Source organism: Micromonospora sp. NPDC048947 (genome assembly GCF_040649495.1).
Lineage (GTDB): Bacteria > Actinomycetota > Actinomycetes > Mycobacteriales > Micromonosporaceae > Micromonospora > Micromonospora alfalfae.
In genome coordinates this window covers 1-13,571 of record NZ_JBEZFO010000029.1, presented here as the reverse complement: position 1 = coordinate 13,571, position 13,571 = coordinate 1, and the positions used below count along the sequence as shown (strand labels likewise).

Below are 13,571 nucleotides of genomic sequence, written 5' to 3'. Positions count from 1 at the left end.
CAGACCCGGCTGCGCCTGGACGCCCGCACCACGGGCGGGCCGGCCTTCGTCGGACTGGCGCCCACCGCCGAGGTGCGGGGCTGGCTGGAGGCGGTGCCGCACGCCACGGTCCGTCGGGTGGCGCTGGCCCGGGGTCCGCTGCCGGTCCGGCTCGATCCGGCCGGTCCGGCCGCCGACACCCCGGGTGTCGCACCGGCCGATGGGCCGGTCACGCCGCTGGGCCGGCCCTTCTGGGTACGCGAGGGGGTCGGCTCGCTGGAGTGGAGCGCGGACGACCTCGCCGGCGAACCCATGAGCCTGGTGGTGATGCGCCCGGACGGCGAGGGCGACCTGGCCCTGGACCTGCACGCCGAGTTGCGGGTCGGGTGGACCGGCCCGGCCACCTGGGGTCTGCTGACCGTCGGCGTGCTGCTGGTGGTGTGCGCGGCGCTGCTCCTGCTGCGGCCGCTACGGCCACGCGAGGTGATCTTCGTGGTCGAGCCGGATCAGGTGCCGGTGCTCGCCGGGCGGCTCGGGGTCACCTCGCTGAGTGGCCTGGGCCCCCGCCGACCCGATCCGAACCCGCCGTCGCCGACGCGACAACTCGCCCCGGTCGGCGCCGGGGCCCTGGAACCCGCCCGGTCGGCGATCGGCGGGGCCCGCGCAGCCACCCTCGCGGACCTGGACGAACCGGTCCGGTTGCCCCGCCCGCCGGAGGTGACGCTGAGCCTCGCCTGGCCGCCGGCCGACGTGGACGAGCCCACGACCCGGCCGGTCGCGGCCGCACCGGGCGACGACCCGGCCCGTGGCGGCCCGGTCGGGTGACAGCCCAGCCGGTGGCGGTGGGTGAGACAGCGAGTGGCCCTCCGCGCTGCCGACGCGGAGGGCCACCCTCACCGGGGGATCGGTGCTACCCGAGCGACGCTTGAGGTAGATGAGGACAGATTAGCGCTGAACGTGGCTACTCGGGAGGTCTGTCCAATTGGTGCGATTTTCCGCACTGGGTCCCGAGCGCACCGGCAACACCGCCAGCAGCAGCAGGCTGAGCAGCACGTAGGTGTTCTGCACGACGAAGTCCACCGGGTCATGAGTGCGGACCGGTCCCGCCCCCCAGGCCTGGAACGTCACCACGCCGTAGATGGTCACGGCGGTGATGCCCAGCGCGAGCCCGGCCAGCCAGCGACGCCGGCGTGCCTCGTCCGGGCGGTCCGCGCTCAACGCCGCGTCGGCGAGTAGCACCACCGCCGGCACGAACCAGTAGATGTGGTGGGTCCAGGTGATCGGGCTCGCCAGGGAACCGACCAACCCGGTCAACGTCAGCCCGGTCAACGGGTCACCGGCCCGCGCCGCACGGGCGGCCCGCCACAGCCCGTAGCCGGCTACCACGGCGACCAGCAGCAGCCAGAGCAGCCGGTCCGGCTTCTCCGGCTCGGTGAACCGGCTGAGCAGGCCGAACAGCGACTGGTTGCCGACGATGTCGGTGCGTCCCACCCGCTCGGTGGTCCACAGCTCGTGCGTCCAGAACCGCCATGAGTCACGTGGGGCGATCGCCGCCGCGAGCACTGTCGCCGCCGCCGCTGTCGCGCTCGCCACCGCTGCGGCCCGCCACCGCCGGGTGGCCAGCAGGTACACGATGAAGATGCCGGGAAAGAGCTTGAGCGCCGTCGCCAGCCCGACGCCCACCCCGGCCCAGCGTCGCGCCTGCGGCACCGCGAACAGCAGGTCGGCCAGGATCAGCACGACCAGCAGCATGTTGATCTGGCCGAAGGTGATCGTCTCGCGGATGCTCTCCACCGCCAGCACCAGCAGTACGGCGGAGATCAGGGTGAACGTTCGGGGCAGGTGGTGTCGGGCGATCACCGGGGTCACCAGCCACCTGGTGGTCAGCACCACGGCCAGCACTGTGAGCGCCGTGAAGATCGCCACCGTGGCGCCGAGCCGCAGCAGACCGAACGGCCACAGCAGTAACGCGCTGAAGGGCGGGTAGGTGAAGTACAACTCGCCCTGCACCCGGTCGGGTTGGACGTAGTCGTAGAGCGGGTGGCCGACGCGCCACCAGTCCATCGCGGACATGTAGATCTTGAGGTCGAAGAAGTTGTGCACGAGGCCGGGCAGATACAGCGCTGGCAGCACGGCGCTGAGGGCCACCACCGCGACCAGACGACGGACCGTACGGCCGCCGGGATCGTCTTCGGTGACGGCGGGCGGTGCGACGGGTTCTGCTGGCACCCCGAAACCCTAGCGGGCCGGTCCGCCGAGAGCGCGCAGCCGCGAGGCGTGGGCTGCGCGTAGGCTGTCCCGGTGGCTGATCTCCTCGTCTGGATCGACTGTGAGATGACTGGGTTGGACCTCGGCAGGGACAAACTGATCGAGGTTGCGGCACTGGTCACCGATCCCGACCTCAACGTGCTGGGTGACGGTGTCGACGTGGTCATCCACGCCGACGAGGCGGCGTTGGAGGGGATGCCGGAGGTCGTGCAGACCATGCACGCCAGGTCCGGCCTCACCGAGGAGGTCCGTCGTTCGGTGGTCACCCTCGCCGAGGCCGAAGACCTGGTCCTGGAATACGTCCGCACCTTCGTCAAGGATCCGCGTACGGCGCCGCTCTGCGGCAACTCGATCGCCACCGACCGGGGCTTCATCGCCCGGGACATGCCCCGCCTCGACGCCCACCTGCACTACCGGATGATCGACGTGTCGTCGATCAAGGAACTCTGCCGCCGCTGGTACCCCCGGGTGTACTTCGGCCAGCCGCAGAAGGGTCTCGCGCACCGGGCGCTGGCCGACATCCGGGAGAGCATCCGGGAGCTGGAGTACTACCGGCGCACCGTCTTCGTTCCGCTGCCCGGCCCGGACGTCGAGACCGCCAAGGCCATCGCCGCCGAACTCTGACCCCTGCCGCGCTGACCGGCAACCCGCTGGACGTGCCCGGCCGTGGTGTGGCTATTATTGGTCCGCACCCCGCCCGGAGCGATCGACCGGGCGACGGCGGCATGGTGGCTGTAGCTCAGTTGGCAGAGCACCGGGTTGTGGTCCCGGTTGTCGGGGGTTCAATTCCCCTCAGTCACCCAGTTGGTTTCACGACTCAGGCCCCCTCTTCGGAGGGGGCCTGAGTCGTTGTCGGGCGAAGTGGGGGACCACGCGAAAGCCCCCTCCGAAGAGAGGGCTTTCGTCGGCTTGCTCAGGCGGTCGGCGTGGGGGACGGGGTGACAGTCCCGTCCGGGGTCGGAGTGGTGGCGTCCGGGTCGGCCGGAGGCTCGTACGGAAGGGCGCTGCCCTTGACGTACTCGTCCCAGCTCATGTTCCAGTCGGTCCAGCCGTTGCCGTTCTGGAGCTTGCGCTCGGTGCCCTTGACCGTGATCGGGTCGCCGATCTGGGTGTTCTTGAAGAGCCAGTCGCCGTTGGCCATCGACACGTTCACGCAGCCGTGCGACACGTTCGTGGTGCCCTGCTGCCCCTCGGACCAGGGCGCCGCGTGGATGAACTCCCCGCCCCAGGTGAGGCGCTGCGCAAAGTCGATCTTGGTGCGGTAGCCCTCATCGGGGCCCAGCTCCTCGAACGTGTCGAAGACCGTCTTGCGCAGCTTCTCGATCACGACCATGGTGCCGCTGGACGACGGGGTGCTCTTCTTGCCCAGGCTCACCGGAATGGTCTTGATCACGGAGCCGTTGCGGGTCACCGTCATCCGCTTGGTCTTGTTGTCCACGGTCATGACCACCGCGGCGCCGATCTTGACGTCCACCGAGAGGTCGGCGCGGCCGTACCAGTCCGCACCCATCGGCAGGCCGCCGGCCTGCACCCGGTAGGAGACCTTGGTGTTCGGCTTCCAGAACTCCTTCGGCCGGTACCGGATCTCGGTGGGACTGACCCAGTGCCAGATCCCCTCCTGCGCCGGGGTCGAGGTGACTGTCATTCGGCGCTGCACGTCGTCGCGGTAGTCCTCCGGGATGGCCCGGCTGAACTTCACGATCAGCGGCATGCCCACCCCGACGACCTGGTTGTCGCCCAGGAAGCTGCTCACCCGTACCTGATTGCCGGGCTTGGCCATTGTGGTGAAGGTGCTCGTCGCGGTGGCCGGGCGTCCGTCGTCGCCCTTGGCGGTCACTGTGGCCGTGTAGCTCGTGCCGTAGGCCAGCGCGCCGGTCGGCAGCCACGACTTGCCGTCCTTGGCGAGGGCACCCTCGACAGCCTTGCCGGCGGCGTCCTTCAGCTCGACAGCGGTCTCCACGGCGTCCTTCGTGGTGAAGGTGATGCCGGTGGACGCCGGCACGTCCTTGGCGTCGGCCGCCGGCTCGCTGATCGTCGCGGCGGCCTTCGGTGCCGGGTTCTCCCCGCCGCCGTGCCACGAGGACGGCTTGCCGCCGTCGCCGTCGGTGCAGGCCGAGGTGAAGGCCAACGCCACGGCGAGAAGCCCCGCCGCGAACACGCGGCGTCGCCCACCGGGCCTGATCAGCTGGTCCTGGCTAGCTCGCATGCATTCCCTCACAGTTGTGGTCGCTGCCCCATCGTCTCTTACTGACGCGCCAGAGCCGGCCCCGGTTGCCGAGGGTGAACCGAAACACGCCATCAATAGTGCCCGAATCCTGCTACTATCCGGCGTTTCGTGAGCCTGGTTCGTCTCCGTACCGGGAGCGTGGGGGTCGCCGCGCAGTCATCGAGCGGCGGGAGTGCAAGGGTACGCCGGCCCGGCCAACGGCCGAGCCGGCGCAACGAGGCCGACGGCTCAGACCGCCGGGCCGGCCCCACCACTGGGCACCGGCAACGCGCTGCCCTTGACGAACTCCGACCAGCTCAAGCTCCACGCCGTCCAACCGTTACCGGCGGCGATCCTGCGCTCGGTTCCCTTGATCGTGATCGGGTCACCGATCCGGGTCTTGTCGAACAACCACCTGGCGTTCGCCATCGACACGTTCACGCAGCCGTGCGAGACGTTCTGCCGCCCCTGCACGTGCTCCGACCAGGGCGCGGCGTGGATGTACTCGCCACCCCAGGTGAGCCGCTGGGCGAACTGGATGTCGGTCACGTAGCGGTTGGCCGGATCCGGGTCGTCGCGGGTGTCGAAGACGGTGGCTTCCTTCTTCTCCATCACCACCAACGTGCCGCTCGACGACGGTGTGCTCTTCTTGCCCAGGCTCACCGGAATGGTGCGCACCGCGGCGCCATTCTCGTACACAGTCATCTTCTTGTTGGCGTTGTCGACCTTCATCTCGAACGATCGGCCGATCTTGGCGGTGGCCTTGCGGTCGATGTCGCCGTACTTGCCGTTGCTCAACGGCATCCCCGCCAGCGCGATCCGCACGGTGATCGTGGTGCCCGGCTTCCAGTACTTCGGAGCCCGGTAGTAGGCCTGCGTGCCATTGCTCACCCAGTGCCACGCGCCCGGCTGCGGCGGGTCGGTCTGGACGAACATCCGCTTCTGCACCGCCGCCCGGTCCTTCTTCGGGATACCCGGGTGGAACTCGGTGACCACCGGCATGGCCACCCCGTAGCTCTTGTCGTCGAAGAGGTACAGGCCCGAACCGATAGTCGACTTCGGCTTGGCCATCGTGGTGAAGCTGCTGGTGCCCTGGCTGCTCGTGCCGTCCGACGCGCTCGCCGTCACAGTTGCCGTATAGCGGGTGCCCCACTTCAGCGGAGCTGACGGCACCCAGGACGAACCATCGGTACGCAGCTTGCCCTCGATCGAGCCGCCGCCGTCCGCCGTCAGGGTGACCGCGGACACCTTCCCGCCGTCCGGGAGCTTCGCGCTGATCTCCGTACTCACCGGCCTGTTCTTCGTGCCGTTCGCCGGGCTCAGCGTGAGCGCTGGCCCACTCGGCGTGCTCGGTGTCGAAGGTGCGGCCGAGCCAGGGGTGGCGCTCACGTCCGAGGACGCCCCGCCAACGAATTCCGGCTTCTTCTCGCCGCCGCCGCATCCGGTCAGTGCCAGCGACGCCGCCAGAGTCAGGGCGCCCACCACCGCCCCGGCTCGCGTGAACCGTGCCATGCCCACCTCTGTTCTCGCGTACCTGGCGGACATCGTGCCGCATCACCGCCCCAACCCACGCCCCGATCTTGACGGCGGTGGCCGGTTTGGGGCTTTTTGCCGGCAAAGCTCGACCGAAGGGGGGACCCGGGTAACCGAATTGGAGCGCGCCTTCCGGGGGTGCTAATGTTCTCTCCGTTGCCGACGAGCGCCGCTAGCTCAACTGGCAGAGCAGCGGACTCTTAATCCGCGGGTTCGGGGTTCGAGTCCCTGGCGGCGCACCAACGATCAAGGTCCTGACCTGGTGGTTCACACTGGGGCAGGGCCTTTTTCGTGTGCTTCGGTGGTGGGCGGTCGCTCGGTGGGTGCTCGGGAGCCGTTGGACCGGGTCGGCGTTGCCGGAACACGTCGTTGTCCCGTGGATGCCCGCGCTCATCGTCATTTCTGAGGTGGCCATCCTGTACAGGGCGTTGAGGTGGCCATCCTGTAAAGGGCGTCAGGGCCTCGGCGCATCCGACCGCCGAGGCGTCCGCCGCGCTTCTTCGAGCATCCAGGCGTTGGCGATTACGCTGGTGAGGTGGGGGGACAGCTGCGGGTTCGCGTGCAGGGGGATCTTTATCACCCGGTGGTGCCGCCCGGAGCCGTGTATGTGGGGCGGCAGGGGTTCGGGCTGCGGCGTTCTCCCTGGGCCAATCCGTTCAGCCTGCGGAAGCATGATCGGGCGGAGGCGTTACGCCTCTATCGGCAGTGGCTTGTGGGGCAGCCGGCCCTTGTTGACCGGGCGCGGCGGGAGCTTACGGGGAAGCAGTTGGCGTGCTGGTGCCGCGTCGAGGATTCGTGCCATGCCGACGTGCTGGCCGACATCATCGGTTGAGGTGCAATCGGTATCGCGAGGTGGGCCGTCTCGGTGCGTAGACACCGCCAATGCTGAAGGACTGCGGTCTTGCCGCTTGGTTGCCTACGTAGAAGGCGACGTCGCGGTCGGCGGCGCAGAGCTGGGTGAGGAACTTGTTTCTCAGCTGTTCTGCGGCCTCCGCGTCGGTGAGCTGGTCTAGACGACGTTGTAGGGCGACGAACTCCCAGTCCCAGAGTGTCTGTTGGTGACCGCGGCAATGACGGTCTGCGCAGCGATAGCGGTAGGCGCCAGTGAAGCGTGGTGCTTGAAGCGGGCTGCGCTTGGCCGGTTCCAGTAGGTCGAGCTGGTTGAGGTAGCCAGCGATCTTCTTCCGATCCTCCGCCGACCAGCCGGGATGGCGCTTGACCTGAAGAGACGAGATGTCGGCCACGCGAATCAGCGCGATCGATCGTGCGCTCCGGTCGTCGCGGGCCTGTTTGTTGAGCCAGCACATGGAGTCTTCGACGAGCGGATCGAGGAGGTTTCGACGCGACTGTCGGCTGGCGATGTGCCGCTCGGTGGTGATGGTGTCCACGATTGGCTTCCAGCTCTCGCGCCGCTGGTCCTGACTGGCTGGCAGTGCGTCGACGTGGATGATGTCGTACTTGTGGAACTTGCCTTCGTCGTCGAGGTCTCGATAGTGGACCGGGTAGAGGCGAATCCAACCCGTCCAGGGCGGGTCCATGCCCAGTGCCCCGACGCAGACCGTCTCGCCGTACCGCGCGGAGGGGTTGGGTGCCGCCTTCACTGTGATCAGGAGGCGGAGTGTCGCTGGTCGTGCCAGGACTGGCTTCGGTCTCGAATCTTCGTCGGTGCTCGGTCCCCACAACGGAAGCTGTTCCAACGGAACCACCCATATCGCTAAATGCAGCTGCCCAGGCACGTTTAGTTACATAGACGGTCTCACATTTGAATGGATCCGGCACTAGCCGGCAGGGGTGAGGGTTGGCCTCTCAGTCAAACGCCGGCGCGCAGAACTCATCTTTCTCATTACTTTTAGTAACCGCTGCCTCGGCCCGTGGTGCGCCATTGCTGGGCCGGAAAGGCGCGTGTCAGGCGTTCCTGGAGATTGGTGCCGCGGTGCAGCGCTCTTTGTGGAGATCAACTATTGGGGGTTTGGTTTGACCGTTTCGCCTCTTCCGTCCTCAGCTCTTCGGCTGATTCCGTGAACAGTGATCTCCAAAATCGGCCCCAAAACCACGGTTTGGATATGCGGGTGCTCGCACGGCCCGTTGACGCCTCGCTCAATGGCCTCCGGCGAGCGTTGTCTCCGGTCACGGTGGTCCCGGTTCCCGATCTTGCGATCAGGGCATCGACCACTCTCTGTTACAGCCTTGGCGAACAGGATGTCGGACCGCCGGGGCTCGGAGGGATCATCAGGGAATGGGTGACCAGGATGCCGTGCGGCGGCTGTCGCCGCGGCGGTGGCGGATCCTGTCGTACCTGGCACAGCATGGGTCCGCGTCGACGCTGGACGTGGCGCTTGTCTGCGCGGTGTCGCGGCTGACCGCTCACCGAGACCTGGTGTGGCTGAACGAGTCGAGACTGGTGCGCCGAGAGCGCTCGGCGGAGGACCGGACCCATACCTGGTGGTACGGGGTCACGGCCGAGGGGACCGAGGTGCTCCGGCACGCCCTGACGGCGTCGGGGCGGCCGGTTCCGTTGCGGTTGGGTCAGCGGTCCTCCGGTGTGGCGGATGCTCTGCTGTTCCTGCCGTTGGTCGAGGTGTCGCGGCGCAACTCGGGGCGGTGCGAGCTGTACCAGTGGCTGGCGACGATGGAGACCTCGTCGTGGTTGCGCCAGCACGACCTGGCGCAGCTGCGGGCCGACGGCTACGGCGTATGGCTGCAGGACGGGCGGTGCCTGCGGTTCCTGGTACACGTCGACCGCGGCCCGACCGGCGACGTTGTCGCCGAGTACGAGCGGCCGGCGTCAGGGCTGGGTGGACTGTTGGGCGGCTACCGGCGTGCGGACCGGCTGGTGCCGGTCGGGGCGGTCCTGCTGATCGCGCAGGACGCCGAGCGGGAGGAACGGCTGCGTGCCGGCCTGCTTCGTGGGCCGCTGCCGAACGTTGTCGCCACGACCACACGGCAGTTGTTGTATCGCCACTGGCCGGACGAGCAGGTGTGGCAGGTGCCGGGCGAAGGCGGCAGGCGCCGCCTCATCGAGGTCGGATCCTGAAGTCACCGCGTGACGATGCCTCGGCCGCTGCCAGCCCTCTGGTCCTGACGAGGTCAGCGGCGTGGTGCTGGAGTCAGCGGCGTCGTGCTGCCCTGCTACCCCTACGCTGGCGGCATGAGGGAACCAGCGCGGACCGGACCTGGTAGGTGCTGATGAACCGGCGCGCGGCGGCACCTGCCGAGGCGATCCCTGACGCGATCCGGGCCGATGTGGAGGCGCTGTGGCGCTACCACGACATGCGCCACGAGTTGCGCCCGTGCGACGTTGGGATCGGGTTGGGCAGTCACGATCTCGGCGTGGCCGTCATCGCGACGCGCCTGTTTCACGAGGGCCTGTTCCCAAGGATCGTGTTCACCGGCGCGAACGCCCCAACGACCGTCGAGCGGTTCCCCCGTGGAGAAGCAGTGCACTACCGCGAGTACGCCATCGAGCAGGGCGTATCCGCGGAAGCGATTCTCGTGGAGCCTCGTGCCACGAACACCGCCCAGAACCTGGAGTACTCGCGTCAGCTCCTGACCGAACACCGGATCCCGGTAAAGTCGGTGCTGATCATGTCGCGGCCCTACCAACAGCGTCGGGCCTACGCCACCTGCAGGTTGATGTGGCCGGAGGTCGATGTGGTCTGCGCGTCGAACCCACTCGAACTGGACGACTACGTGAGCAGCATCGGCGACCCGCGGCGGGTGGTGGACATGCTGGTAGGCGACACGCAGCGGATCGAGGTGTACGCGGAGCGCGGGTTCGCGATCCCGCAGGAGATTCCGGACGAGGTGCGGACGGCGTTCGAGCGCCTGGTCGCGGCTGGCTACACGAGCCGGCTAATTTGAGCCCAGCTACCAGCGCGGTCCTCCCGACCGGACGCCCATCCGGTCGCTGAGTTCGGCGGCCAGTCGGGGTGGCCGCGGACGGGTGAGGATGTCGCGGACGAGGTCGCGGGAGAGCTGGTGGTAGCGCACCTGGTCAGGGCCGATGACCTCGGCCTCCAGGAGCGCCGTGAGCGCGTCGTCGATGCGGTTCCACCGGGCAAGGGCCCGGGCGGTTTCGATGGCGTGCCGAACCTGCCGCTCGACGGGCACGGTGCTGGTGTCGAGTGTGGCGCCGATGGCGATGGCGCGCTGCACGTCGCCGAGTTCCATCGCCACGGTCGTCTTGTGGATCGACACGTTGGTCGGCCCGAAGGCGGTCCAGACGTGGTTGCCATCGGCGCCGAGCCGCTGTGCGGCGGCATCGGCCTCAGCGATGTGGGTGTCAGCGGAGGCGCGGTCGTCGTCTCGGGCGGCGGCCAGCGCGCAGACGAGGTGCAGGCTGCCGTAGACCGACAGCAGCTGCGGAGTGGGTTTGGCGAGCCGTGGTTCCAGGAACTGCGCCGCCGTGGCGGCGAGGCCACGAGCCTGCGCATATTCGCCGATGGACGCCAGGGAGTGCGCGGCGGAGCGGCTGAGCGAGCCGATGACGACGTGGTCGTGGCTGGCGTTGGCGGCGGCCAGCCCTCGGCTGGCTGCGGTCCACGCGAGGTCACCTTCGCCGAGCTTGGTGAGGAACAACGCGGCGAGCTGGTGGGCGTAGGCGGTCATCGCGTGCGCTCGCTGGCCATCGTCTCCGTCGTAGGCCTCTGTGGCGGTGAGGCAGTCGTGGATGAGGTAGGGCAGCCGGCGGGCGAGGGTGCCGTAACGCGAGTGCTGGTAGGCGGTCCAGATCTCGGCGACGTCGTTCTCGATCTCGTGCAGGGCGGGGGCCTCGACGTCCCCCGTGCTGGCCAGCGTCGGGGCGAGGTGACGATAGTCGTGAAGCGCGGCCCGCAAGGCCGGGATGGTCTCGCGCCCTGAGTCGTCCGACCACTCGAACAGGCTCGGTGCACCGATCAGGTCGCCGAGGGACACGTCGAGGGCTTTGGCGATCGCGCGTATGACCGATAGCCGGTCGAGGTCGGCCCGGTTCGTCTCGACCTTGCGTAACCACTCCTGGGTCTTGCCGACCAGACCGGCCAGCACCTCCTGGGAGAGGCCTCGTCGACGCCGGTAAAAGGCGACGCGCTGGCCGATGGTCATGTCTTCCGTCATCCCTCGCACACCATCACCCTGCCCGCTGAATACCGCCGGACCCGGTACGGATTTTCCCGGTCCTCCGTACGGACCGCCCCTACGTTCAGTTCACCCCAGATCACCGGCGCGTGTCGATGCCGGTGTCGGGATGACTAACAGGGAGCTGCAGATGGAGGGATCGATGGGCGGCGCGCCACACCACGGCTTGGGCCGCTGGCTCGGCCCGTCCGGGAGTGAACTGTCTCGGCGTTCTCCCCGCCCGCGTACCGCCATGAGGGCTGCGTGGGTGGGTGATCGGCGGTCTGCTCCCGGCCGCCGTGATGCGGCGGCGGGCTCGCCATTCCCCCGGCGAGCCCGCCGCTCATCGTTCCTGGTGGGGGTGGCGGCATGACGGTGTACGTCTCGCGTAATGCGATGGTCGGCCAGTCCCGGCGCCCCGAGCCCAAGTGGACGTCCTCGCAGGGGCAGGTGCGGCGCGCAGAGCCTCCGCTGCTCACCTTTGTGTGGCGTCGGCTGTTCGAGCAGCAGGCCCGCGAGGGCGGTCGCCGGTGACCGGGCAGCAGCGCCGTCTCGCGGCGAACCGGCTCGCGCCAGCCGAAGTGGAACATCTGCCGATGCGCCCGCTGTGGCTGTGCCGCCGGTGCGGGCAGCCGTGGCCCTGCGGCGCGGCGAAGCTCGCGCTGCTAACCGAGTATCGAGAAGTGCCGGTGAGCCTGTTCCTCTACCTAGCCGGCTGCCTGCACGACGCGATCGACGACCTGCACCGGCTCAACCCGAGCGTCACGGGCAGCGCCGCCGACATGTTCGACCGGTTTCTCGGCTGGCCCGCCCGCCACACCCACGCCTACCGCGTCAGTACCACCACGGCCGCCAGCATCGAAGAGGCCTCCTCGTGAACGGCATCGGCCTCATCAACGTCACTGGCCAGCCGGCGGTCGCCGGCAGCTTCCACACCCTGGTCGTGCAGCCGACGAGCTTTTGCAACCTCGACTGCACCTACTGCTACCTGCCCGACCGGAGATCCCTCCGCCTGATGAGCGGCGCGGTCGCGCAGGCTTGCGCCGAGTCGATCGCCCAGCAAAACAGCGGTCATCCGGTGAGCGTCGTGTGGCACGGGGGCGAACCCATCGCCACTCCCATCGGGTTGTTCCGTGATTTATTGGCCCCGTTCGAGGAGCTTCGGCGCGCGGGGACGGTGCGTCACGAGATCCAAACGAACGCGACGTTGATCAACCGGCAATGGTGCGAGCTCTTCACCGCTTATGGGTTCGAGGTCGGGGTCAGCATCGACGGACCGGGCGCGTTGAACCGGAACCGCCTCGACCGGGCCGGCACGTCAACAGACGCCCGCACTCTGCGCGGCATACAGACCCTGGCCGACGCGGGGCTGAGGTACTCGGTGATCTGTGTGGTCACCCCGGAAACCATCGACCACGCGGAAGCCCTCGTCGACTTCTTCACCGGCCTGCCCGGATGCGAGTCGGTGGGCTTCAACATCGAAGAGCAGGAGGGCGCCGATCGGGCACCGGTGTCGGAGGACGCCGCGTACCGGTTCTGGCAGCGCCTCATCGCACGTCGCGTCGGCGGCAGCCCGCTCCGGATCCGCGACGTGGACCGGCTGGCCGACTATCTCGCCGCCACCCGCACTGGCCGCGTCGACCACGAGCCGTACGAGCCGATCCCGACCGTCTCCTGGGATGGACAGGTGGTGCTGCTGTCACCGGAACTGCTCGGCATCACAGAGCCGCGATACGGCGACTTCATCGCCGGCAACGTCCTTCATCAGCCCATCACCGCCATGGTCGCCGGCGCCGGCGACCTGGACTACGTCGCCGAGTTCGTCACGGCCCTAAATGACTGCGCCGACCACTGCGCCTTCTACGACTTCTGCCGCGGCGCCCAGGCCGGCAACCGCTACTTCGAGCACGCGACGTTCACCGCCCGAGAAACGACCTACTGCCGGACCACCCGACAGGCCCTCGTTCGCGCCGCCGCCGACCACCTCGCCCCTCAAGGAGGAGCACCATGACCAACGCTCTCGCGACCCTCATCAACGCGGCACCCGAGCAACTCGCCTGCCTCGGCGTAGACCCGCAGCGGTCGGTAGCGTCGATCGACGCGGCGAAGTTCGACAACCGCCCCGCCTGGGATAACAAGGGTAAGTTCGACAGTCGACCCGGCTGGGACAACTGGAACAAGAAAAAGTAGCCCCACCACGGGACGCGCGGGGTCCGTGCCCACCCCGCGCCCACACAGGTTGAGGACACATGCGCACCACCACGATCGGCGACGTGAAGGTCCTACTGCCGGACCTCGAACCGGACGACCTCGACACCACGACGGACCTTGACGGCGGCCTCACCGAGGCCCTCGTCGAGGGCGCCGCGTGGCACGGCTCGCACCTTGAGGACGCCCGCATCCGCAGCAGTCTGATCACCGGTGTGGACCTGAGCGAGAGCACCTGGGAAGCCGGGAGCCTCTACGGCTGCGAGATCACCCGCACCGACTT

General features: G+C 68.5%; 13 protein-coding genes, 2 tRNA genes and 2 pseudogenes. 12 read left to right on the top strand and 5 right to left on the bottom strand.

Annotated elements, in window-relative coordinates:
- Positions 1–327: 327 nt before the first annotated feature.
- Positions 328–540 (top strand): annotated as a pseudogene (locus AB0B98_RS30435) (hypothetical protein); the annotation flags it as partial.
- 384 nt (positions 541–924) lie between these two features.
- Here AB0B98_RS30435 and AB0B98_RS30430 read toward each other — a convergent pair.
- The gene (locus tag AB0B98_RS30430; RefSeq protein ID WP_357367051.1) at positions 925–2,208 is read right to left on the bottom strand and encodes a glycosyltransferase 87 family protein; all 1,284 of its coding nucleotides are present in this window, start codon (positions 2,206–2,208) and stop codon (positions 925–927) included.
- A gap of 72 nt (positions 2,209–2,280) precedes the next feature.
- Here AB0B98_RS30430 and orn point away from each other — a divergent pair, with 72 nt between their 5' ends.
- Positions 2,281–2,871, top strand: a complete 591-nt coding sequence (gene orn / locus AB0B98_RS30425; RefSeq protein WP_308193549.1) for an oligoribonuclease — start codon at positions 2,281–2,283, stop codon at positions 2,869–2,871.
- A gap of 104 nt (positions 2,872–2,975) precedes the next feature.
- Positions 2,976–3,048, top strand: a tRNA-His gene (locus AB0B98_RS30420).
- 112 nt (positions 3,049–3,160) lie between these two features.
- Here AB0B98_RS30420 and AB0B98_RS30415 read toward each other — a convergent pair.
- Complete coding sequence (locus AB0B98_RS30415; RefSeq protein WP_238670928.1) at positions 3,161–4,453, bottom strand: Ig-like domain-containing protein; 1,293 nt, start codon at positions 4,451–4,453, stop codon at positions 3,161–3,163.
- 249 nt (positions 4,454–4,702) lie between these two features.
- Positions 4,703–5,965: an Ig-like domain-containing protein gene (locus AB0B98_RS30410; protein WP_238670929.1), complete on the bottom strand. Its 1,263-nt coding sequence runs from the start codon at positions 5,963–5,965 to the stop codon at positions 4,703–4,705.
- Between the two features lie 187 nt (positions 5,966–6,152).
- On the opposite strand from AB0B98_RS30410, the gene AB0B98_RS30405 reads away from it, so the two are divergent.
- Together AB0B98_RS30405 and AB0B98_RS30400 are read left to right on the top strand one after the other, a co-directional pair.
- Positions 6,153–6,228, top strand: a tRNA-Lys gene (locus AB0B98_RS30405).
- Positions 6,229–6,521: 293 nt separating this feature from the next.
- Complete coding sequence (locus AB0B98_RS30400; RefSeq protein ID WP_357367049.1) at positions 6,522–6,818, top strand: DUF4326 domain-containing protein; 297 nt, start codon at positions 6,522–6,524, stop codon at positions 6,816–6,818.
- Here AB0B98_RS30400 and AB0B98_RS30395 read toward each other — a convergent pair.
- Positions 6,808–7,698 (bottom strand): hypothetical protein, encoded by an 891-nt coding sequence (locus AB0B98_RS30395; protein ID WP_357367116.1) that lies wholly within the window; start codon positions 7,696–7,698, stop codon positions 6,808–6,810. The two genes, AB0B98_RS30400 and AB0B98_RS30395, sit on opposite strands and share 11 nt — an antisense overlap.
- Before the next feature lie 524 nt (positions 7,699–8,222).
- Between AB0B98_RS30395 and AB0B98_RS30390 the strand changes: the two genes are divergently transcribed.
- Both AB0B98_RS30390 and AB0B98_RS30385 read left to right on the top strand, forming a co-directional pair.
- Positions 8,223–9,020 carry a DeoR family transcriptional regulator gene (locus AB0B98_RS30390; protein ID WP_357367047.1) on the top strand — a complete coding sequence of 266 codons (798 nt, stop codon included), beginning with the start codon at positions 8,223–8,225 and terminating at the stop codon, positions 9,018–9,020.
- A 146-nt stretch (positions 9,021–9,166) separates the two neighbouring features.
- Positions 9,167–9,847 carry a YdcF family protein gene (locus AB0B98_RS30385; RefSeq protein ID WP_357367045.1) on the top strand — a complete coding sequence of 227 codons (681 nt, stop codon included), beginning with the start codon at positions 9,167–9,169 and terminating at the stop codon, positions 9,845–9,847.
- A 6-nt stretch (positions 9,848–9,853) separates the two neighbouring features.
- Here AB0B98_RS30385 and AB0B98_RS30380 read toward each other — a convergent pair whose 3' ends face one another.
- A complete protein-coding gene (locus AB0B98_RS30380; protein WP_357367043.1) occupies positions 9,854–11,080 on the bottom strand; it encodes a helix-turn-helix transcriptional regulator in 1,227 nt (408 codons plus the stop codon).
- A gap of 369 nt (positions 11,081–11,449) precedes the next feature.
- Between AB0B98_RS30380 and amcA (AB0B98_RS30375) the strand changes: the two genes are divergently transcribed.
- The 5 genes and pseudogenes from amcA (AB0B98_RS30375) to AB0B98_RS30355 form a co-directional block, all read left to right on the top strand.
- Positions 11,450–11,614 carry a multiple cyclophane-containing RiPP AmcA gene (gene amcA / locus AB0B98_RS30375; protein WP_357367041.1) on the top strand — a complete coding sequence of 55 codons (165 nt, stop codon included), beginning with the start codon at positions 11,450–11,452 and terminating at the stop codon, positions 11,612–11,614.
- Positions 11,611–11,958, top strand: coding sequence for a hypothetical protein (locus AB0B98_RS30370; RefSeq protein WP_357367040.1), 348 nt, complete (start codon positions 11,611–11,613; stop codon positions 11,956–11,958). The genes amcA (AB0B98_RS30375) and AB0B98_RS30370 overlap by 4 nt, the downstream gene beginning before the upstream one ends.
- The gene (gene amcB, locus AB0B98_RS30365; protein ID WP_357367038.1) at positions 11,955–13,091 is read left to right on the top strand and encodes a cyclophane-forming radical SAM peptide maturase AmcB; all 1,137 of its coding nucleotides are present in this window, start codon (positions 11,955–11,957) and stop codon (positions 13,089–13,091) included. Before AB0B98_RS30370 ends, amcB begins: the two co-directional genes overlap by 4 nt.
- Positions 13,088–13,270, top strand: coding sequence for a multiple cyclophane-containing RiPP AmcA (gene amcA, locus AB0B98_RS30360; RefSeq protein ID WP_357367036.1), 183 nt, complete (start codon positions 13,088–13,090; stop codon positions 13,268–13,270). The genes amcB and amcA (AB0B98_RS30360) overlap by 4 nt, the downstream gene beginning before the upstream one ends.
- A 59-nt stretch (positions 13,271–13,329) precedes the next feature.
- Positions 13,330–13,571: pseudogene (locus AB0B98_RS30355) on the top strand (pentapeptide repeat-containing protein); the annotation flags it as partial.

Excerpts from the sequence above, each read along its gene's own strand:
- AB0B98_RS30415 (WP_238670928.1), bottom strand. The coding sequence starts at position 4,453 with ATGCGAGCTAGCCAGGACCAGCTGATCAGGCCCGGTGGGCGACGCCGC.
- AB0B98_RS30410 (WP_238670929.1), bottom strand. The coding sequence starts at position 5,965 with ATGGCACGGTTCACGCGAGCCGGGGCGGTGGTGGGCGCCCTGACTCTG.
- AB0B98_RS30390 (WP_357367047.1), top strand. The coding sequence starts at position 8,223 with ATGGGTGACCAGGATGCCGTGCGGCGGCTGTCGCCGCGGCGGTGGCGG.
- AB0B98_RS30380 (WP_357367043.1), bottom strand. The coding sequence starts at position 11,080 with ATGACGGAAGACATGACCATCGGCCAGCGCGTCGCCTTTTACCGGCGT.
- amcA (WP_357367041.1), top strand. The coding sequence starts at position 11,450 with ATGACGGTGTACGTCTCGCGTAATGCGATGGTCGGCCAGTCCCGGCGC.
- amcA (WP_357367036.1), top strand. The coding sequence starts at position 13,088 with ATGACCAACGCTCTCGCGACCCTCATCAACGCGGCACCCGAGCAACTC.